We start from the raw sequence: 20,036 nt of genomic DNA, 5'->3' as shown, positions 1-20,036 counted from the left end.
CGGGCACGGTCTAGAAGGCGGGCGGGCCGGGCTGCCCCACCAGGGCCGGGTCGATCCGCCCGGTCACGTGGTCGATCGCGACGTTGGCGTGCAGCCGCGTCCCCGTGGCCAGGACCGAGTCGTCGGCGTAGAAGGCGGGGTTGTGGTTGGTCGCCGCCCCCCGCTGTCCGGGGATCGCGTGCAGCGCGCCCCCGACGTACTCCGTGTCCTGGCAGCCGAGCAGGACGAAGAGCCCGCCGAAGGCGCCGACGAGTTCCGACACGTCGTCGCAGCCGAGGGTCGACTCGGTGCGCTTGACCATCTCCTCCCCGACCACCCTGCGCAGGGTGGGCAGGGTCGCCGACGTCCACGCGGGCGTGTTCCTCACCGGGGGCACGCTCTGGAGGTATTCGACCTCGGCCGTGCATCCGTGGGCCAGCGCGATGTGCTGGGCGGCGCGGCGCAGTCGGTCCCGCACGGTGTCCATGTCGGCCGCGTCGAGGCAGCGGACGGTGCCCCACAGGACCACCGAGTCGCCGATGATGTTGAACCGGCCCGTGTCCTCCACGTGCCCGATGGACACGGCGACCGGTGAGGTCGCCGGGACCTGCCGGTAGATCTGGCCGCAGGCGGAGACGATCTCGGCCGCCGGGGGCATCGGGTCCACGCCCAGCCACGGCATCGACCCGTGCACCTGCTGGCCGTGGACGGTGATCCGCACCGCGCACGACGCGGCCAGGAGGTTGCCGACGTGGTAGCCGACGACGCCCGTGGGCAGCGGGACCACGTGCAGGCCGAACACCATCGTGGGGGCGGGGTCGAGCAGCGCCGGGGAGGCGACCATGGCGCGCGCCCCGCCGTCCTCGCCCATCGGAGGACCCTCCTCGGCGGGCTGGAAGACGAAGAGGATCGTGCCGGGAAGCTCCGAGCGCAGGTCGGACAGGATCTCGGCGGCGCCCATGAGCATCGCGGTGTGGCAGTCGTGGCCGCAGGCGTGCGCCACGGGGAACGGTCCGTCGGGGTAGTCGTCGTCGACGACGGTGGAGGCGAAGTCGACACCGCTGTCCTCCTTGACGGGGAGGGCGTCGATGTCGGCGCGCAGCGCGACGACCCGGTCACTGGGCAGGCCGCCCTCGAGGACGCCGACGACGCCGTACCCGCCCACGCCGGTCCGGACCTCGTTCAGGCCCAGAGAGCAGAGGTGGCGGGTGACGAAGGCGGCGGTGTCCCGCTCCCGGTTGGGCAGTTCGGGGTGCGCGTGCAAGTGGTGGCGCCAGCCGACCAGCTTCGACCCGATCGCCGCGGTGTGCCGGTCGACGGCCTCCCACAGCGACTCCACGTCCGCGATGGTCCGACTCATCGCTCCTCCCCCGACGCCGTTGTGGCCACGGTAGACCGGGTTTCCTCCCGGTTGGTGTAAACGCGGGCAAACGCTGTTCCCCGGTGCCTTCGCCATCCGGGATTCTGCTGACAGCAGGCAACCCTGGTGCGTTCCCGCGGCGAACCGCCAGACTGCCCCGCATGAGACTTCTGATTCTCGGTGGTACCGAGTTCGTGGGCAGGGCCGTCGCCGAGGACGCACTCGGCAGGGGCTGGGACGTCACGGTCTTCCACCGCGGCCGCCACGCCGCCCCCGAGGGCGCCGCCGTCCGGCACGGGGACCGCACCGAACCGGGCGGGCTGGCCGCGCTGGAGTCGGGGGAGTGGGACGCCGTCGTCGACACGTGGTCGGGCGCCCCTTCCGCCGTCGCGGCGGCGGCGCGGCTGCTCGACGGCCGGGTCGGGCACCACACCTACGTCTCCAGCCGGTCGGTGTACACCTATCCGGCCCCCGCGGGGCTGGACGAGGAGGGGCCGGTCGTGGCCGCCTCGCCGGAGGACGACGACGTGACCGACTACGCGCGCGCCAAGCGGGGTGGCGAGCTCGCGGCGGAGACGGTGTTCGGCGACCGGGCGCTGTTCGCGCGGGCCGGACTCATCATCGGTCCGTACGAGAACGTCGGCCGGCTGCCCTGGTGGCTCACCCGGATCGCCCGGGGCGGCCCGTTCCTGGCTCCGGGCCCGCGTGACCTGCCGCTCCAGTACATCGACGTCCGCGACCTGGCCGCGTGGACCCTTGACGCCGCCGCGTCCGGCCTGGGCGGCGCGTACAACCTGGTCAGTCCGCCCGGTCACACCACCATGGGCGACCTGCTGGCCGCGTGCGCGGCGGCCACGGGCGCCGACGCGGAGCCGCGCTGGACCGACCCCCAGGTCATCCTCGACGCCGGTGTCGAACCGTGGTCGGACCTGCCGATCTGGCTGCCGTCCGGTGAACTGTACGACACCATGCACCAGGGCGACGTGTCACGCGCCCTCGCCACGGGCCTGCGCTGCCGTCCGGTGGCCGACACCGTCGCCGACACCTGGGCGTGGCTGCGCGCCCTGGGCGGCGAGGCGCCGCAGCGCCCCGACCGGCCGGAGCTCGGCCTGGACCCGGAGGTGGAGGCCGAGCTGCTCGGGCTCTGACCCCCGGGCGCGCCCCGGTCCCCGGTCCGCCGTGTCACGCCGCCCGTTCGGCGGGCCGCCGGGAGGTCACGGGCGGGTCCGAGGCGACGGACGCGGCCAGCTCCTCCAACCGCCGACGGGTGCGGTCGTCCACGGGGGTGGTCGTGGCGAGCTGCACGGTCCGGGAGCGGTCCAGCCACAGGCGTGTGAACCGCACCCGTAGGAGTCCGACCCGCGGGTTGCGAAAGCCCCTGATCCGGGTGTCCGTGCGCTGGACGTCGCGGCGGTTCCACAGCTCCTCGAAGAGCGCCGACTCGCGGCACAGCCGGTCCACGAGGCCGGTCCATCCCGGGTCGTCGAGGTGGCCGACCATCGAGGAGCGCAGCCGGGCGACGATGCTCGCCGACACCTGGTCGTGGTCCTCGTACACCTCCGCCCACGCCGGGTCGAGGAAGTTCAGCACCGCGCAGTTGCGGTCACGGGTCGGCCACTCCTCGATGTCGCTGATCAGGTGGCGGTAGGTGCGGTTGTGGGCCAGCACGTCGAACCGCGTGGTCTGGACGCACGCGGGCAGCGGGAGGAGCTGTTCGAGCACCGCCAGGTGGTCGTCGGTGACCGTGTGCGGGCTGGTGTCGTCGAGGGTGGCGTCGTCCCCGGCCAGGTTCAACAGGTGGGCGTGCTCGTCGGGGTCGAGCCGCAGCGCGCGGGCCACCGCGTTGAGCACCTGGGCGGACGCGTTGATCGGCCGTCCCTGCTCCAGCCACGTGTACCAGGTGACCCCCACGCCGGAGAGCTGGGCGACCTCCTCACGGCGCAGACCGGGGGTGCGCCGCCGTCCGAGGGCGGGCAGCCCGACGTCGGCCGGGGTGACGCGTTCCCGGCGGCTGCGGAGAAAGGCGGCGAGTTCCCGCCTGCGCTGGTCGTCCACGGTGTGGTGGCTCCCTCCGCCGACCGGTGTCGGGTGGTGTCGGTACCAGGATAAGTAGGCTCCTGGTACCAGGATGCCAGTCGTCCGACAGTGGACCGGTGACCACGAGAACCCCCCGGGTCCGCCCGGCGGGGGAGGGAGCCTCCCCCGCCCGCGCGCACCGGGAACCATCCGAACTGCGCGGGCCGGGGCTGCTGGCCCTGCTCGTCGGCGGCTTCGTCGCCACCTACACCTTCTCCAGCGTGAACGTGGCGGTCCCCCGCATCGCGTTCGACCTCGACGCCTCCCCGGCGGAACTCGGGCTGGTGATCGGGGTCTACGCCCTCTGCTTCGCACTCCTGTTGATCATCGGGGGCAGGCTCGGCGACGCGTTCGGCCGCAGGCGGCTCTTCGTCGCGGGCCTGACCGCCTACGCGCTGACCTCCCTGGCCGCCGGGCTGGTCGGCGGTATCGCATGGCTCGTCGTCGTCCGTGGCGCGCAGGGGGTCGCGGCGGCATTGATGGTGCCCCAGATCCTGGCCACCATCCAGACCACCACCCGCGGAGCCGAGCGTCTGCGGGCGGTCGCGCTGTTCAGCGCGGCCAGCGGGTTGGGGACCGCCGCGGGCCAGGTGGTCGGCGGGGTACTGCTCAGCGCGGACGTCGCCGGAACCGGCTGGCGCTCCGTCTTCTGGTTCGGCGCCCTGCTGGCCCTCGTGGCGCTGCCGGGCACCCGCTCCCTGCCGAGGACGGGGGCCGACGGGCGCGGTGAGGCCGACGTCGTCGGGGCGGCCGTGCTCGCCGCCGCCCTGCTGGCCTTCCTCCTCCCCGTGACGATCGGCCCCGAGGACGGGTGGCCGCCGTGGACGGTCGCGTCGTTGGTGCTCTCCGCCGCCGCGTTCCCGGTGTTCTGGTGGTGGGAGCGCCGCCGCGAGCTCGCCGGCGGACTGCCGCTGGTGCCGCCGAGCGTGCTCGGGCACCGCTCGCTGCGGCTCGGGCTGCTGATGGCGTGCGTGCTCTTCGCCGGATACGGCGCGTTCATGTACGTGTTCGCGCTGACCGTCCAGAACGGGCTGCGGCAGGGCCCCCTCGTTTCGGGGCTGACGCTGCTGCCGTTCGCGGTGGTCTTCGCCGTCGTGTCGATGAACCTGGGCGTGTTCCGGCGGTGGTTCGGCTCCGCGGTCATGACGGTCGGGGCGGCGGCGCACGTCGTCGCGCTACTGGGGGCCGCGGCCGTCGTCGTGCTCGGCTGGCCGTACCCGTCGCAGTGGCTGCTCCAGCCGCTGCTCGCCCTGCTCGGCGCCGCCCAGGCACTGATGTTCACTCCCCTGCTCAGCGCGGTGATGGCCGGGGTCCCGACGTCGGTCGCGGGGCTGAGCGGCGGGCTCTTCTCGACCGTGCAGCAGGCCTCCCTGGCGCTGGGGGTCGCCCTCTACGGCGGCGCCTACACCGGGATTCTGCCGGAGCTGTCGTACCCGGGCGCCTTCGGGACGTGCCTCGCCGTGCAGGCGGTGACGTCGGTCGCCTTCGGGCTGATGGCGCGGCGGCTCGGAGCTCCGGGGGACTGAGACCGAGCCCGGAGACCGGAGGCTCGTGAAACCGTCGTCGGCGAAGCCGCGTCCAAGCCACGGAGATCCCCCGACGACCTGGAGGCCCCGTGTCCTACCACCCTTCCGCGTCCGGTGGCGGAGAGAGGAGCGCGGGCGGCGCGCTGACCGCCGCCATTCTCATGACGCTGTGCTGCAACCAGATCTGCGGCATCATCGCGATCGTCTTCTCGGTCGTCGCGATGGGCAAGGACGACTGGGCCGAGCGCGACCGGTTCATCGGCCACGCCTGGACCACGATGACGATCGGCCTGGTGATCAGCCTGGTGTTCCTGGTCATCTACTTCCTCGCCTTCGCCGGCGGTTGACCCACGGCGCGGGGCCGTCCTCCCCCTCCCGGGAGGACGGCCCCGCGTGCTCCGTGCGGCCTCGGTACGTCCAGCTCCAGGCGCCGGTCGGCCAACCGCTTCCGCAGCTTGTCCACCTGGAGGTCGACGATCCTCGCCAGGTCCTCCGTGGACAGAGCGTCGAACATGATCACGTCGTCCAGCCGGTTGAGGAACTCCGGCTTGAAGGTCGACCGCACCACGTTCATCACGCGTTCCCGCCGCTGCTCCTCGTTCAGCGACTGGTCGACCAGGAACTGCGACCCCAGGTTGGAGGTGAGGATGAGGATGGTGTTGCGGGAGTCGACGTGGCGGCCCTGGCCGTCGGTCAGACGACCGTCGTCCAGCACCTGGAGCAGCGTGTCGAACACCTCGTGCCGGATGGGGCCCTCCGTGGTGGCTGATCGGCTCGCGCCGTCGACAATGTCATCAGTGTGTTGGAACATGTGTTCTAAGAACGATCAAGCGAGAGCGCTCCGGGGAACGAGGTGAATGCGGTGCCGGAGTTCAATGAGCAGCCAGAACGCTCTAGCCTGAGAGACATGCGACAGAGTGAGGAACGGGCGGCCCTCCTCGGGCTCCTCCTCGGACGCCGATTCGGCTGGACACGGGTGGTGGAGGACGTCCTCGAGGCGAACAGCGCCCAACAGGTCCTGAAGAACACCCTCGGGGGCGGGGAGACCCTGTTCGATTTGGACGAGGAACCAGTCAGCCGAGCCCTCGCGGAGGCGAACGATCTCCTGGCTCGGTGCGTGGACGACGGTGTCGGTGTCCACGCCTTCTGGGAGGAGAGCTATCCGGCTCAGCTGAGGGATATCCACGAGATGCCCGCCCTGGTCTTCACGAGGGGAACCGTTCTTCCCGACGAACGGCGGTCGATAGCCGTGGTCGGCTCTCGAAAGGCGTCCGAACGCGGTCTCGCGATCGCCAGGAGCATCGCTACCGAGCTCAGCAGGCAGGGCATCACCGTGGTAAGCGGTTTGGCCGCAGGTGTCGACACGGCTGCGCATACCGCGGCGCTTCGGGCAGGAGGCCGTACGGTCGCGGTCATCGGCACAGGGATCAATCGGCACTATCCGAGTCAGAACAGACAGCTTCAGGAGGACATCGCGTCCGAAGGGCTCGTCCTCAGTCAGTTCCTGCCCGACTCGGCACCGACCCGGCAGAGTTTTCCGATGCGCAACGCGGTGATGAGCGGCTACGCGGCCGCCACCATCGTGGTGGAGGCCGGGGAACGCAGTGGGGCACGGATCCAGGCGAGGATGGCCCTCAAGCACGGGAGGCCGGTCATCCTGCCGCGCGACCTCCTGTCGAACGCGTGGGTTCGTGACTACGCGCGAAGGCCCGGAGTCCATGTGGTCGGTGGGATCGATGAACTCATGGAAGCCGTCCACGCGATCCTCGCTGCGGCCGAAGTGACTCCCGAGGAACTCGTCAAGGACACAGAGCTTGTCTGGTGAGCTCAGACGACATCCGGTCCGCGCTCATGTCGAAGTTCAACTCGCCTACCTCCACGCTGCCCCAGCACGCGGGAAGGGTGTGTGCTCGACGTGTTTCGGAGCCTGTTCACCCGGCTTCAAGCACTGTCTTCCCTGCCAGAAGGTCAGAGCCGGAGGGGGATCCACGTTAGCCGACCTGGTGGTTCCCATCACCTACAGGAACGGATCGACCGGCCAACACAGCCAGGCGCTGAGGATGTACAAGCAGTCTCCGGAGAGTCGACCGGCCAGGACGAACCTCGCCGCGCTGTTCGCCGACTTCTGCCTGAACCACATCGTCTGTGTGAGGGCCGCCGCCGAAGTGGACCGGTTCACGCACGTGGCCTTCGTGCCCAGTACGAAGAATTCGAGGCAGACGACTCATCCCCTCGAGGAGACCCTCGCTTCGACCGTCCGCAGCCTTCGGCGGATACCACTCGCCGTCAACCCGGATGTGCCCTCCGACTCCAGGGACTTCAACGAAGACTGGTTCTGCCTCGATGGGATCCCCGATCCGAGCTCGCCGACCGACGTCCTCCTCATAGATGACACCTGGGTCACCGGTGCGCGTGCCCAGTCCGCCGCTTACCGGCTCAAGCGGGCCGGAGCGCGCAGAGTCGTCACCGTCGTGCTCGCCCGTCAGATCCAACCCACGTTCCAGCATGCCAAGCCCTTGCTCGAACGGATCACCTCGGTCCCCTACGACCCTGATACGTGTGCCTTCCATGCTCGCGCCGAGACGGACCTGCCGGAGACCGGGGCGGGCTGAGACCGACGAGCGTCTCGCAACGGTGACGAGTCCGTCGCAGGGTCTCTCACCTTCCCGGTCATGGCGACGGGCGTGTCCGACGGGCCGAGCGCGACCGGTTCATCGGCCACGCCTGGACCACGATGACGATCGGCCTGGTGATCAGCCTGGTGTTCCTGGTCATCTACTTCCTCGCCTTCGCCGGCGGTTGACCCACGGCGCGGGGCCGTCCTCCCCCTCCCGGGAGGACGGCCCCGCGTGCTCCGCGCGGCCCCGGTCAGACCGCGGGCTCCTCCGCCCGCTCCGGGGTCACGAGTAGCTTGTCCGTGGCGTCGTCGACGTCCACCGCGACCGTGTCCCCCTCGGCCAGCTCGCCCGACAGCAGCTCCCGAGCCAGCGGGTCGCCGATCGAGGACTGCACCAGGCGGCGCAGCGGGCGAGCACCGTAGTTCGGGTCGTAGCCGGTCAGCGCGAGCCATTCGCGGGCCCTGGGCGTCACGTCCAGCTCCAGGCGCCGGTCGGCCAACCGCTTCCGCAGCTTGTCCACCTGGAGGTCGACGATCCTCGCCAGGTCCTCCGTGGACAGAGCGTCGAACATGATCACGTCGTCCAGCCGGTTGAGGAACTCCGGCTTGAAGGTCGACCGCACCACGTTCATCACGCGTTCCCGCCGCTGCTCCTCGTCCAGCGACTGGTCGACCAGGAACTGCGACCCCAGGTTGGAGGTGAGGATGAGGATGGTGTTGCGGAAGTCGACGTGGCGGCCCTGGCCGTCGGTCAGACGACCGTCGTCCAGCACCTGGAGCAGCGTGTCGAACACCTCCAGGTGCGCCTTCTCCACCTCGTCCAGCAGCACCACGGTGTACGGTCGGCGCCGCACCGCCTCGGTGAGCTGGCCGCCCTCCTCGTACCCGACGTAGCCGGGGGGTGCCCCGACCAGGCGCGACACGGAGTGCTTCTCCGAGTACTCACTCATGTCGACGCGCACGATCGCGCGCTCGTCGTCGAACAGGAACTCCGCCAGCGCCTTGGCCAGCTCGGTCTTGCCGACACCGGTCGGTCCCAGGAACAGGAACGAACCCGTGGGCCGGTCCGGGTCGGAGATCCCGGCCCGGGCACGCCGCACCGCGTCCGACACCGCGGTCACGGCGTCCTTCTGGCCGATCAGCCGTGCCCCGAGCTCCTCCTCCATGCGCAGCAGCTTGGAGGTCTCCCCCTCCATGAGCCGCCCCACCGGGATGCCGGTCCACGAGGAGACGACGTCCGCGACCTCGTCGGCGCCGACCTCGTCCTTGACCATCGTGTCGCCGCCGGAGCTGGCCGCCTCCTCCTCGGCGTTGGAGGCCTCCTCGATCTGCTTCTCCAGCTGCGGGATGTCCCCGTACATCAGCCGGGACGCCTGGGCGAAGTCGCCCTCGCGCTCGGCCAGCTCGGCGCGGGTGCGCAGGTCGTCCAGTTGCCCCTTCAGCTCACCGACCCGGTTGAGCCCCGCCTTCTCCTGCTCCCAGCGGGCGACGAGCGCGTTGAGCTGCTCCTGCCGGTCGGCCAGGTCGGCGCGCAGCCGGTCCAGGCGCTGGATGCTGGCCTGGTCCGACTCCTTGGAGAGCGCCATCTCCTCCATCTTCAGCCGGTCGACGGTGCGCTGGAGCTCGTCGATCTCCACCGGGCTGGAGTCGATCTCCATCCGCAGCCGGGAGGCCGCCTCGTCGATGAGGTCGATCGCCTTGTCCGGCAGGAAGCGCGCGGTGATGTACCGGTCGGACAGGGTCGCGGCGGCCACCAGGGCGGCGTCGGCGATCTGCACCTTGTGGTGCGCCTCGTAGCGGCCCTTGAGCCCGCGCAGGATCGCGATGGTGTCGGCGGCCGACGGCTCACCCACCATGACCTGCTGGAACCGCCGTTCCAGGGCGGGGTCCCTCTCGATCTTCTCCCGGTACTCGTCCAACGTCGTGGCGCCGACCATGCGCAGCTCTCCGCGCGCCAGCATGGGCTTGAGCATGTTGCCCGCGTCCATGGCGCCCTCGGCCGCACCGGCGCCGACCATGGTGTGCAGCTCGTCGATGAACGTGATGATCTGGCCCTCGGACTCCTTGATCTCCGAGAGCACCGCCTTGAGCCGCTCCTCGAACTCGCCGCGGTACTTGGCGCCCGCCACCATCGCGGACAGGTCCAGGCTCACCAGCCGCTTGCCCACGAGCGACTGGGGCACGTCACCGGCCACGATCCGTTGGGCCAGCCCCTCCACGACGGCGGTCTTGCCGACACCCGGCTCACCGATGAGCACCGGGTTGTTCTTGGTCCGGCGGCTGAGTACCTGGATGACCCGCCGGATCTCGCCGTCGCGGCCGATCACCGGGTCCACCTTGCCCTCGCGGGCCCGCTCGGTCAGGTCGACACCGAACTTCTCCAGTGCCTGGTAGGTGTCCTCGGGGTTCTCCGACGTGACCTTCGCCGACCCGCGCACCCGCTCGAACGCCTCCAGGAGCGCCTCCGGGGTGGCGCCGACCTCGCCCAGCAGCCGCTTGGCCTCACCGCCGTCCGTCGCCAGCCCCACGAGGAGGTGCTCGGTGGAGACGTACTCGTCCTCCAACTGCTGGGCGCGCTTGGCCGCCGTGTTGATGGACACGATCAGCTGGCGCGAGGAGTTCGGTGAGCTGACCGTCGACCCGGCCGCCTTCGGCAGGGCGTTGATCGCCGCCTCGACCCGGTCCTTGAGCGTGTCGGGGTTGGCCCCCACCTCCTTGAGCAGCGGGCGGGTCACCCCCTCCGCCTGGTCCAGCAGCGCGGCCAGAAGGTGGAGCGGGTCCACCTCCGGACTACCGTCCGCGGTCGCGCGCCGGACGGCCACCGACAGGGCCTCCTGGCTCTTCTTTGTGAGCTTGTAGTTCATCTCCGGTGACTCCTTTCACCAATTCTGTCACCCTGGGTGACATTCCATGGCCGACCGTGCCCCCGTGCAGTCGTACCGGAGCCCCGTCAGTCCCGTTCGTCGTCGCGGCCCGCTCCCGGGCCGCCCTGCCCGGAACCGGTGTTCCGGGTGTTGTCGTCCTCCGGCCGCTCGGCCGTGTTGAAGATCGTCACGCGCGTGCGGCGCACCAGCTCCCCGCGCGCGCCCCCGCCCTCCGCGGGGGTGGGGCGGCCGCGCCGGGCCACTGCCCTCCGCGCCGCCTCCAGCTCGTTGGCCAGGTGGAACACCTGCTCCCGCAGCTGCTCCACCTCGTGCTCCAACTCCAGGATCCGCTTGATCCCGGCGAGGTTGATGCCCTCCTCCTGCGACAGACGCTGCACCTCGCGCAGCAGCTGCACGTCGCGCATGGAGTAGCGACGCCCCCGGCCGGAGGCCCGGCCCGGCGACACGATCCCCAGCCGGTCGTACTGCCGCAGGGTCTGCGGATGCATTCCGGCCAGCTCCGCCGCCACCGAGATCACATAGACCGGAGCGTCAGCGCCGAAGGAGTCGTTCACGTCGTTCACGCACCCTTCGCCCGCGCCTCGAGTCCCTCGCGCGGGTCGTGGTCGGTCGTCGCGGCCCGGAACTTCTCCAGCGCCTCGCGGGCGTCGCCGCTGACGTTCGTCGGAACGGTGACCTCGATCGTCACGAGCATGTCGCCCGTGGTGCCGTCCTTGCGCTTGGCCCCCTTGCCGCGGACCCGCAGCGTGCGCCCGTTCGGGGTGCCCGGCGGGACCTTCACGGTCACCGGGAAGCCGCCCAACGTCGGGACGCGCACGTCCGCGCCGAGTACGGCCTCGGGGAAGGTCACCGGCACGGTGATGGTGATGTTGTCGCCGCTCCGACCGAACACCGCGTGCTCCTTCACGTGGACGACGACGTACAGGTCGCCCGCCGGGCCGCCGTGCTCGCCCGGGGCGCCCTTGCCCTTGATGCGGATCCGCTGGCCGTCGGTCACGCCGCCGGGGATCCGGGTCTGGATGGTGCGGGTGCTCCTGCCGCGCCCGCTGCCGTGGCAGTCGGTGCAGGGATCGTCCACGACCAGGCCGCGGCCCTTGCACTCACCGCACGGCTCGGACAGCGAGAAGCCGCCCAGGTTGGTGTTCTCGTGCCCGGTGCCGGAGCACTTCGGGCACATCCGGGGGGCCGTGCCCGCCTTGGCGCCGGTGCCCTTGCAGGTGGGACACGGGGTGTCGCTGGCCAGGCGGAAGGAGCGCGTGACCCCGTCGGCCGCCTCGCGAAAACTCAGCGTGGTCTCGGTCTCGATGTCGGAGCCGCGCCTGCTGCGGGCGGCCCCGGCGCCCCGGCCCCGGCCCCCGAACAGGCCCCCGAACAGGTCACTCAGCCGTTCGCCGCCGGACGCTCCACCGCCCCCGGGGCCCTGGCCGAACAGGTCTCCCATGTCGAACCCGCCGGGGCCGGTGCCCCCGCCGCCGGGTCGGTAGGACCCGCCGAACAGCGAGCGCGCCTCGTCGTACTCCTTGCGGCGCTTGTCGTCCGACAGGACGTTGTAGGCCTCGGAGATCTCCTTGAAGCGCCCCTCGGCCTTGGGGTCGTCGGTGTTCGCGTCAGGGTGGTTCTCCCGGGCGAGCTTGCGGTAGGACTGCTTGATCTCGTCCTTCGAGGCGGTCTTTGAGACTCCGAGGACCTTGTAGTAGTCCTTCTCCAGGTAGTCCTTGGTGCTCATCGACTGGTGCCTTCTCCCGCTGGTGCCGGTTGCGTCCGATGCTTACACGTGCCCCGGTTCCGCGCGGAACCGGGGCCGGGGCGCGGTTCGCGGACACGTGCTCGAACCACGTCCGCGGAACACGCCCCGGCCTCTCCGGTCGTACCCACCGCCGGGGCGGCGGGCACGACCGGAGTCGACCACGGGCGAACCCGTTACTTGCCGTCCGTCTCCTCGCCCCCGCCGGAGGAGGCGTCGGCCTCGTCCCCGGCGGAACCGGTGTCCTCGTCGGACCCGGCGGCCTCGGCGCCCTCGACGGGGTCGCCGACGACCACGCGGGCCGGGCGGAGGATCCTCTCACCGATGCGGTACCCCGGTTGGAACACCTCGATCACCGTCTGGACGGAGACGTTCGGTGCCGGGACCAGGGTGAGCGCCTCGTGCAGGTTCGGGTCGAACTCGTCGCCCGACTCGGCGTACCGCTCCAGGCCCAGCTTGGCCGCCACGGCCTCCAGGGACTCACCGACCGCCTTGAACCCCCCGGTGAGCTCGTCGTGCTCGCGGGCACGGCCGACGTCGTCCAGGATCGGCAGGAGTTCGCCGACGACCTGGGCGGTGGCGACCTCGCGGACGGCCACGCGGTCGCGCTCGACGCGCTTGCGGTAGTTGGCGTACTCCGCCTGCACCCGCTTGATGTCGTTGGTGAGCTCGACGACCCGCTCGTCCGCGTTGATCGCCTCGGTCACCACGGTCTCCGGGGTGTCCGGGACCTCGATGGTCTCCTCGGCACCGGCGTCCGCCTCGTCGGCCTCCGCGGCCTTGGGGTCGCGGACCTCGCCCGTCTCCGGGTCGATCCGGCGGTTGTCTCGGATCACCGGTCCCTGGTGCTCCTCACCCTCGCCGGAGCCGCTGGTCTTGTCCGACTGCGCCATCTGGGACGCGCCCTCCTTCCTCGACTCGTCACTCGGTCCCGGATCAGGACTGGGTGCCCTTGCCGTTGTCCTCGTCGACGATCTCGGCGTCCACGACGTCGGCGTCGTCGGCGGTGTCCGAGGCGGTCTGCTCGGCGCCGGCGGCGGCGCCCTCCTGGCCCTGGCTGTAGATGGCGGAGCCGATCTTCTGGCTGGCCAGCGCGACCTTCTCGCTCGCGGTGCGGATCGCCTCGACGTCCGTGCCCTCCAGGGCGGTCTTCAGCTCGGCGACGGCCGACTCGGTCTCGGAGCGCACGTCCGCCGGGATCTTGTCCTCGTTGTCCTTGATGACCTTCTCGGTCTGGTAGACGAGGGACTCGGCGTTGTTGCGGACCTCGGCCTCCTCGCGGCGCTTGCGGTCCTCCTCGGCGTACTGCTCGGCCTCGCGGACCATCTTGTCGATGTCGTCCTTGGACATGGCCGAACCGCCGGAGATGGTGACCGACTGCTCCTTGCCGGTGCCCAGGTCCTTCGCGGTGACGCTGACGATGCCGTTGGCGTCGATGTCGAAGGCGACCTCGATCTGCGGGACGCCGCGCGGCGCCGGGGGCAGACCGGTCAGGTCGAAGACGCCCAGCTTCTTGTTGTACTGGGCGATGTCGCGCTCGCCCTGGTAGACCTGGATCTGCACGGACGGCTGGTTGTCGTCGGCCGTCGTGAAGATCTCCGAGCGCTTGGTCGGGATGGTCGTGTTGCGCTCGATGAGCTTGGTGAACACGCCGCCCTTGGTCTCGATGCCCAGCGACAGCGGGGTGACGTCCAGCAGCAGGACGTCCTTGACCTCACCCTTGAGCACGCCGGCCTGGAGCGCGGCGCCGACCGCCACGACCTCGTCCGGGTTGACGCCCTTGTTGGGCTCCTTGCCGCCGGTCATCTCCTTGACCAGCTCCGCGATGGCGGGCATACGGGTGGAGCCGCCGACCAGGACCACGTGGTCGATGCCGCTGAGCTGGATCCCGGCGTCCTTCATGACCTGCTGGAACGGCGTCTTGGTCCGCTCGACCAGGTCGGCGGTCAGGCGCTGGAACTCGGCGCGGGTGAGCTTCTCGTCCAGGTGCAGCGGGCCCTCGGCCGAGGCCGTGATGTAGGGCAGGTTGATGACCGACTCGCTGGAGCTGGAGAGCTCGATCTTGGCCTTCTCCGCGGCCTCGCGCAGGCGCTGGAGGGCCATCTTGTCCTTGGACAGGTCCACGCCGTTGGCGTTCTTGAACCGCTCGACCAGCCAGTCGACGATCGCCTGGTCCCAGTCGTCACCGCCGAGGTGGTTGTCGCCGTTGGTCGCCTTGACCTCCACGACGCCGTCGCCGACCTCCAGGAGGGAGACGTCGAAGGTGCCGCCACCGAGGTCGTAGACGAGGATCGTGGCCTCGTCCTCCTTCTCCAGGTGGTAGGCGAGCGCGGCCGAGGTCGGCTCGTTGATGATGCGCAGGACGTTCAGACCCGCGATCGTGCCGGCCTCCTTGGTGGCCTGGCGCTGGGCGTCACTGAAGTAGGCGGGCACGGTGATGACCGCGTCGGTGACGTCCTCGCCGAGGTAGGCCTCGGCGTCGCGCTTGAGCTTCTGGAGGATGAAGGCGCTGATCTGCTGCGGGTTGAAGGTCTTGTCGTCGATCTTCACCGACCAGTCGGTGCCGATGTGGCGCTTGACCGAGCGGATGGTGCGGTCGACGTTGGTGACCGCCTGGCGCTTGGCCACCTCACCGACGAGCACCTCACCGTTCTTGGCGAAGGCGACGACGGAGGGAGTGGTGCGGGAGCCCTCGGCGTTGGCGATGACCGTGGGTTCGCCGCCCTCCAGGACCGCGACGCACGAGTTCGTCGTACCGAGGTCGATTCCGACCGCACGAGCCATGGTTGCTACCTCCGTCAAGGTTGAGTCGTTCAGGCGTAAGTTTGCTTCGTCGAGTGATCGCTGTCAAATCAGTTGAGTCAACCCGACTCAAGTTAGTTCCTACGCAGAGACAACGGCCGGCCCAGGCGTGGTGTTCCCGTTGGGGGCGACTTCAGGGGGGAAATGGCGCAAACCCGGGGCAACTCGGGGAGAACCTTGACTCCGGGCCAGGGGAACCCCTGGGGCGAGGTCGGTGGTGGGGCGGAGGAGGGCGGCGGGAGGTCGGACAGGTGTTATTACCGGTGCCCCGCTGTGCCCCCGGGTGTCCGATGTCGGCTACACATAATGTGTGGATCGTGGATTATGTGGCCGGTGCCATGACCGGCGCACTCCTGTGATTCCCCGGTGTCATCGTCCGCGGGCGCTGGCGCGCCGGGATCGGATCCCGTAGTCCGACCCCGGACCCGGGTGGTGGCGCGGGTGTCGTCGACGGTTCCCCGTGGCGGGGGGCGGGTCGATGGCGTCCCAGCGATTACTCGCTAGTAACATATGTCTTGACCGCCGGTGTGTGGCGCACCGGACGACACAGCAGGATGGGAGGCCACGGGCGATGCTGTACCTGACATTGGGCATCATCACCTCGGTCTTCGCCGTGGTCGCGTTCACCGTGTTCGCTCTGGCCATCCGCCAGATCGTGCGAACCGTGGGCATCGGCCGTCCGGTGGAGCCGGAGCGCAAGGGGCCGTTCGGACAGCGGCTGACGATGACGCTGATCGAGATCGTCGGGCACACGAGGATGCTCAAGCGGCCGTGGGTCGGTGTGGCCCACTGGTTCGTGATGGTCTCCTTCCCCCTGCTGGTCTTCACCGTCATCGAGGCCCAGGGCGAGGTCTTCGACCCGCACTTCCACCTGCCGATCATCCATGACTGGACGATCTACGGCCTGGCCATCGAGATCATCGCGGGCGCCAGCCTCGTCGGCATCCTCGGCCTGACCGGCTACCGCCTGATCAGCAGCCCGAAGCGGATCGGCCGCCAGTCCCGCTTCATGCACTCCAAGCACTGGACGGCGTACTACGTCGAGGCCTACATCATCGGCCTGCTGCTGGCGATCTTCGCGATCCGCGGTCTCAAGGTCGCCTCGGAGGACTTCCCGTTCCCGGTCTGGGCCACCCCGATCTCCCACGCGGTGGGCGCCATCCTGCCCGGTGACGCCGCGGTCGCCGAACCCGCCATCGCCCTCGTGGCCGCGTTCAAGCTGATCATCAGCTACGCGTTCTTCGTCGTGCTGTCGGTCAACCTCACCATGGGTGTGGGCTGGCACCGCTTCCTCGCGCCGGTCAACATCTACTTCAAGCGCAAGGCCGACGGCGCGCCCTCGCACGGCGCCGCCAAGCAGATGATGGACAAGAGCGGCGTCAAGCCCCTCGACTTCGAGGAGGCCGACCCCGACGAGGACCCGTTCGGCGCGGGCAAGATCGAGGACTTCACCTGGAAGGGCCTGCTCGACTTCAGCAGCTGCACCGAGTGCGGTCGCTGCCAGTCCCAGTGCCCCGCCTGGAACACCGGTAAGCCGCTCTCTCCGAAGAAGGTCATCCTCGACCTCCAGCAGCACGCCTACGAGAAGGCCCCGTACCTGCTCAAGGGCATCACCGAGGAGACCCTCGCCGAGAAGCCCGACGAGAGCCACGCGGGCGTCGACGTCCTCGCCCTCCTCAACAAGCCGCTCGTCGGCACCGAGGAGGAGGGTGGCGTCATCCACCCCGACGAGCTGTGGTCCTGCACCAACTGCGGCGCCTGCGTCGAACAGTGCCCGGTCGACATCGAGCACATCGACCACATCCTCGACATGCGCCGCTACCAGGTCATGGTCGAGTCGAACTTCCCGTCCGAGGCCAACACCCTCCTGAAGAACCTCGAGAACAAGGCCAACCCGTGGGGCATGGCCGAGGACCGGAGGATGGACTGGATCCAGGAGCTCGCCGAGCAGGAGAACCCGGTCGAGGTCGAGGTCGTCGACGACAAGCTGTCGCCGGACACCGAGTACCTGTTCTGGGTCGGCTGCGCGGGCGCCCTGGAGGACCGCGCGAAGAAGACCACCAAGGCCATCGCCGAGCTGCTGGACATCGCGGGCGTCAAGTTCGCCGTGCTCGGCGGCATGGAGGCGTGCACCGGTGACCCCGCGCGCCGCCTGGGCATGGAGTACGTCTTCCAGATGCTCGCCCAGCAGAACGTGGAGACGCTGAACGAGGCCGGCGTCACCAAGATCGTGGCCAGCTGCCCGCACTGCTTCAACACGCTCGCCAACGAGTACCCGCAGCTCGGCGGCACGTACGAGGTCGTCCACCACAGCCAGCTCCTGGCCAAGCTGGTGGACGAGGGCAGGCTGACCCCGGTGCGGAACGTGGACGAGAACATCACGTACCACGACCCCTGCTTCCTGGGCCGCCACAACAAGGTCTACACCCCGCCGCGCGACATCATGGCGAAGGTGCCCGGCGTCAAGACCCAGGAGATGCACCGCCACAAGGAGCGGGGCTTCTGCTGCGGCGCCGGCGGTGCCCGCATGTGGATGGAGGAGCGGATCGGCAAGCGCATCAACACCGAGCGGGTGGACGAGGCGCTGACCACCAACCCCGACACCGTCTCCACCGCGTGCCCGTTCTGCCAGGTCATGCTCGGCGACGCGATCAACGAGAAGAAGTCGCAGGGCGAGGCCAAGGAGTCGCTGGAGGTCGTGGACGTCTCCCAGCTCCTGCTGCGCTCGGTCAAGGGCGAGAGCCCGACCGAGGGCGAGAAGGAGCCCGCGCAGGCCTGATCTTCGTCCGACGGACCCGTCGCGGGGCCGGTGCCGACCTTTCCTGGTCGGGGCCGGCCCCGCGACGTGTACGGCGTCAGACCGACGCCTGCCCGCGCACCAGCGCACCGGCCCGCCCCGAAGGCGGTGCACGGCCCCACGGTCGGGGCGCCGAAACGTGACATACCCGCCGTGCCCGGCACCGGGCGGCATGACATTTGTCAGTGACCGTTCCGGGTGGTTCCGCACGGCGAGCCGGTGACAACGGCGTCTGTTCCGTGTGACGCGGTTTCGCGAGCATGGTGGACATGACGACGACAGTGCACTCCGCAGCCACCGACGCCCCCGCGCGGGCCACCACCGGCAGGCCCGCCGTGGTGGTCCGCGACCTTCGTCAGAAGTACGGCGACTTCGAGGCGGTCAGGGGCGTCTCCTTCGAGATCCGCCCCGGTGAGCTGTTCGCCCTCCTGGGCACCAACGGCGCCGGTAAGACCACCACCATCGAGACGCTGGAGGGCTTCCGCCGACCGACGTCCGGGACCGTCCGGGTCTTCGGCGAGAACCCCTACGGCCAGCCCGCCTCGATCCGCGAGCGGACCAACGCCGTCCTCCAGGGAAGCGGACTCCTGGAGGACCTGACCGTCCGGGAGACCGTCGACCTCGCCCGCGACCTCGCCGCCCGGCCGCGCGGCACCGAGGAGGTCCTGGAGATGGTGAACCTGACCGACAGGCGTGGGCTCGCGGTCCGCCAGCTGTCCGGCGGGCAGAAGCGCCGTCTGGACCTGGCGCTGGCCCTGGTGACCTCTCCCGAGGTGCTCTACCTCGACGAACCGACCACGGGCATGGACCCCGAGGCGCGGATCGACACCTGGCGGATCGTCTCCGAACTGAAGAAGGACGGTGTGGCGGTCCTCCTGACCACGCACTACCTGGAGGAGGCCGAGCGCCTCGCCGACCGCCTGGCGATCATGCACCGCGGCGAGGTGCGCGTCGAGGGCACCCTGGCGGGCGTGCTGGAGGGCTGGGGCGACCGCGTGGCGTTCGCCGTGCCGGAGGACGTGCGCACCGCCGACCTGCCAGAGCTGGAGGGCGCCGAACTGAGCGTGGAGACCCGCGACCAGACCCTGTGGGCCACGTACACGGCCCGGAGCGGCGACGCGGCGGAGCGGGCCCACCGCGCGGTCGGGGCCCTTCTGACCTGGGCGGGAGAGCACGGGACGGTCCTGCGCCATCTCCAGGTCCGCGGCGCCTCCCTGGAGGACGTCTTCCTCAGCGTCGCCGACGGCGCCGCCGACCTGGTCTGACCCCGTCTTCTTCCCTCCGTCCCGCACAGCCCGGCGCCGCCCCGGCGCGTTCCACCCGAGGAGCAACCATGAGCCCCACCACCGCACCGGCACCGACCACCCGACCCTCTCTCGGCTGGTTCCGGCGGACCCTGCGGCTGACCCGCGCCGAGTTCACCCTCTTCGTCCGGTACAAGACGGCGTGGCTGTTCCTGGCGATGCCGCTCGTGTTCCTGTTCGTCACCCTCCAGATGCCGGACGACGAGGTCCTGGACGGCGTCGGCTACGCGGAGCTGTCCGTGGCCGGGGTGTTGGGCACCATCGGCGTCCTCGTCGGCATCGGTCACGCGTCGAACGTCTTCACCGCCCGCCGTGAGTCGCTCGTGTTGAAGCGGCTGCGGGTGAGCGGGGTGCCCCCGCTGGTGATCTTCGGCGCGACGACCGCGATCATCGTGTTCTTCTCCCTGGTCGTCGCCGCCGTCATGGTGGGCCTGATCGCCGTGCTGCTCGGCGAGCTGCCCCGCGACCCGCTGATGCTGGCGCTGGCCGTGGTGCTGAGCGCGGTGTCGATGACCATGGTCGGACTGCTCCTCACCCCGTTCGTGCGCAACGCCGAGGGCGCCCAGATGGTGTCGGTCCTGCCGATGATGGTCCTCCTGCTCATGGGCGGAGTGTTCTTCCCGCTGGACCTGCTGCCCGACACCGTGCGGCAGGTGGTCGAGCTGCTTCCGGTGGCTCCGGCGGCCCAGCTCGCGCAGGCGGCCTACACCGGCTACGACGTGTTCGGCGGGTACCAGGGCGCCGGGACGCCGGGCTACCTCGGACTGTGGGCGGCGGCACTGCCCTCGCTGCTGGTGCTGCTGGCCTGGACGCTGGCTCTGGCGTTGGCCGTGGAGCGTCGCTTCCGCTGGGACCCCCGCCAGCCGTGAGGCCGCCCCGCGCGCAAGGGGCGCGGTGGAGGAACCGTTCCGCCGCGCCCTTCCGCGTGTGGACGGGGCGGGCGCGG

At 70.2% G+C, this 20,036-nt stretch carries 15 protein-coding genes and 1 pseudogene; 8 read left to right on the top strand and 8 right to left on the bottom strand.

From position 1 onward, the window contains the following. Positions 1-10: 10 nt before the first annotated feature. Positions 11-1,339: a M20 metallopeptidase family protein gene (locus KIK06_RS20510; RefSeq protein WP_268644735.1), complete on the bottom strand. Its 1,329-nt coding sequence runs from the start codon at positions 1,337-1,339 to the stop codon at positions 11-13. Positions 1,340-1,500: 161 nt separating this feature from the next. On the opposite strand from KIK06_RS20510, the gene KIK06_RS20505 reads away from it, so the two are divergent. Further along, positions 1,501-2,487, top strand: coding sequence for an NAD-dependent epimerase/dehydratase family protein (locus tag KIK06_RS20505; protein WP_268644734.1), 987 nt, complete (start codon positions 1,501-1,503; stop codon positions 2,485-2,487). Positions 2,488-2,521: 34 nt separating this feature from the next. On the opposite strand, the gene KIK06_RS20500 is transcribed toward KIK06_RS20505, so the two are convergent. Beyond that, positions 2,522-3,394, bottom strand: a complete 873-nt coding sequence (locus KIK06_RS20500) for a helix-turn-helix transcriptional regulator (protein WP_268644733.1) — start codon at positions 3,392-3,394, stop codon at positions 2,522-2,524. 98 nt (positions 3,395-3,492) lie between these two features. Here KIK06_RS20500 and KIK06_RS20495 point away from each other — a divergent pair, with 98 nt between their 5' ends. Together KIK06_RS20495 and KIK06_RS20490 are read left to right on the top strand one after the other, a co-directional pair. Continuing rightward, a complete protein-coding gene (locus KIK06_RS20495) occupies positions 3,493-4,941 on the top strand; it encodes an MFS transporter (protein WP_268644732.1) in 1,449 nt (482 codons plus the stop codon). An 89-nt stretch (positions 4,942-5,030) separates the two neighbouring features. Further along, on the top strand, positions 5,031-5,288 hold the full coding sequence (locus tag KIK06_RS20490; protein ID WP_026128083.1) for a hypothetical protein: 258 nt from the start codon (positions 5,031-5,033) through the stop codon (positions 5,286-5,288). Here KIK06_RS20490 and KIK06_RS20485 read toward each other — a convergent pair. Further along, positions 5,273-5,680 (bottom strand): annotated as a pseudogene (locus tag KIK06_RS20485) (AAA family ATPase); the annotation flags it as partial. The gene KIK06_RS20490 and the pseudogene KIK06_RS20485 overlap by 16 nt on opposite strands. A gap of 168 nt (positions 5,681-5,848) precedes the next feature. Between KIK06_RS20485 and KIK06_RS20480 the strand changes: the two are divergent. Together KIK06_RS20480 and KIK06_RS20475 are read left to right on the top strand one after the other, a co-directional pair. After that, complete coding sequence (locus KIK06_RS20480) at positions 5,849-6,766, top strand: DNA-processing protein DprA (protein ID WP_268644731.1); 918 nt, start codon at positions 5,849-5,851, stop codon at positions 6,764-6,766. A 178-nt stretch (positions 6,767-6,944) separates the two neighbouring features. After that, positions 6,945-7,553, top strand: coding sequence for a phosphoribosyltransferase (locus tag KIK06_RS20475; RefSeq protein WP_268644730.1), 609 nt, complete (start codon positions 6,945-6,947; stop codon positions 7,551-7,553). Between the two features lie 256 nt (positions 7,554-7,809). On the opposite strand, the gene clpB is transcribed toward KIK06_RS20475, so the two are convergent. The 5 genes from clpB to dnaK all read right to left on the bottom strand — a co-directional run bounded on the left by clpB (position 7,810) and on the right by dnaK (position 14,971). Then, positions 7,810-10,422, bottom strand: coding sequence for an ATP-dependent chaperone ClpB (gene clpB / locus KIK06_RS20470; RefSeq protein WP_268644729.1), 2,613 nt, complete (start codon positions 10,420-10,422; stop codon positions 7,810-7,812). An 86-nt stretch (positions 10,423-10,508) separates the two neighbouring features. Continuing rightward, on the bottom strand, positions 10,509-11,006 hold the full coding sequence (locus KIK06_RS20465) for a heat shock protein transcriptional repressor HspR (RefSeq protein ID WP_268644728.1): 498 nt from the start codon (positions 11,004-11,006) through the stop codon (positions 10,509-10,511). Continuing rightward, complete coding sequence (dnaJ, locus tag KIK06_RS20460; protein ID WP_017601311.1) at positions 11,003-12,169, bottom strand: molecular chaperone DnaJ; 1,167 nt, start codon at positions 12,167-12,169, stop codon at positions 11,003-11,005. The genes KIK06_RS20465 and dnaJ overlap by 4 nt, the downstream gene beginning before the upstream one ends. A gap of 194 nt (positions 12,170-12,363) precedes the next feature. After that, positions 12,364-13,080: a nucleotide exchange factor GrpE gene (gene grpE, locus KIK06_RS20455; protein ID WP_017601312.1), complete on the bottom strand. Its 717-nt coding sequence runs from the start codon at positions 13,078-13,080 to the stop codon at positions 12,364-12,366. Between the two features lie 43 nt (positions 13,081-13,123). Further along, positions 13,124-14,971 carry a molecular chaperone DnaK gene (dnaK, locus tag KIK06_RS20450; protein ID WP_017601313.1) on the bottom strand — a complete coding sequence of 616 codons (1,848 nt, stop codon included), beginning with the start codon at positions 14,969-14,971 and terminating at the stop codon, positions 13,124-13,126. A 589-nt stretch (positions 14,972-15,560) separates the two neighbouring features. Between dnaK and KIK06_RS20445 the strand changes: the two genes are divergently transcribed. The 3 genes from KIK06_RS20445 (at position 15,561) to KIK06_RS20435 (ending at position 19,959) form a co-directional block, all read left to right on the top strand. Further along, positions 15,561-17,768, top strand: coding sequence for a (Fe-S)-binding protein (locus tag KIK06_RS20445; protein WP_268644727.1), 2,208 nt, complete (start codon positions 15,561-15,563; stop codon positions 17,766-17,768). A 287-nt stretch (positions 17,769-18,055) separates the two neighbouring features. Further along, positions 18,056-19,051 (top strand): ABC transporter ATP-binding protein, encoded by a 996-nt coding sequence (locus KIK06_RS20440; protein WP_268644726.1) that lies wholly within the window; start codon positions 18,056-18,058, stop codon positions 19,049-19,051. A 68-nt stretch (positions 19,052-19,119) separates the two neighbouring features. Beyond that, on the top strand, positions 19,120-19,959 hold the full coding sequence (locus KIK06_RS20435) for an ABC transporter permease (protein WP_017601316.1): 840 nt from the start codon (positions 19,120-19,122) through the stop codon (positions 19,957-19,959). Positions 19,960-20,036 lie beyond the last annotated feature (77 nt).

Origin of the sequence: Nocardiopsis sp. EMB25, from assembly GCF_026797795.1 — a bacterium.
Taxonomy (GTDB): Bacteria; Actinomycetota; Actinomycetes; order Streptosporangiales; family Streptosporangiaceae; genus Nocardiopsis; species Nocardiopsis lucentensis.
Note: the sequence above shows the minus strand (reverse complement) of the source record. Positions and strands in the feature narration are given on the sequence as shown.

Coding starts and splice junctions, on each gene's coding strand:
- KIK06_RS20505 (WP_268644734.1), top strand. CDS start 1,501: ATGAGACTTCTGATTCTCGGTGGTACCGAGTTCGTGGGCAGGGCCGTC.
- KIK06_RS20435 (WP_017601316.1), top strand. CDS start 19,120: ATGAGCCCCACCACCGCACCGGCACCGACCACCCGACCCTCTCTCGGC.
- dnaK (WP_017601313.1), bottom strand. CDS start 14,971: ATGGCTCGTGCGGTCGGAATCGACCTCGGTACGACGAACTCGTGCGTC.
- KIK06_RS20510 (WP_268644735.1), bottom strand. CDS start 1,339: ATGAGTCGGACCATCGCGGACGTGGAGTCGCTGTGGGAGGCCGTCGAC.
- KIK06_RS20445 (WP_268644727.1), top strand. CDS start 15,561: ATGCTGTACCTGACATTGGGCATCATCACCTCGGTCTTCGCCGTGGTC.
- KIK06_RS20440 (WP_268644726.1), top strand. CDS start 18,056: ATGACGACGACAGTGCACTCCGCAGCCACCGACGCCCCCGCGCGGGCC.
- grpE (WP_017601312.1), bottom strand. CDS start 13,080: ATGGCGCAGTCGGACAAGACCAGCGGCTCCGGCGAGGGTGAGGAGCAC.
- dnaJ (WP_017601311.1), bottom strand. CDS start 12,169: ATGAGCACCAAGGACTACCTGGAGAAGGACTACTACAAGGTCCTCGGA.
- clpB (WP_268644729.1), bottom strand. CDS start 10,422: ATGAACTACAAGCTCACAAAGAAGAGCCAGGAGGCCCTGTCGGTGGCC.
- KIK06_RS20480 (WP_268644731.1), top strand. CDS start 5,849: ATGCGACAGAGTGAGGAACGGGCGGCCCTCCTCGGGCTCCTCCTCGGA.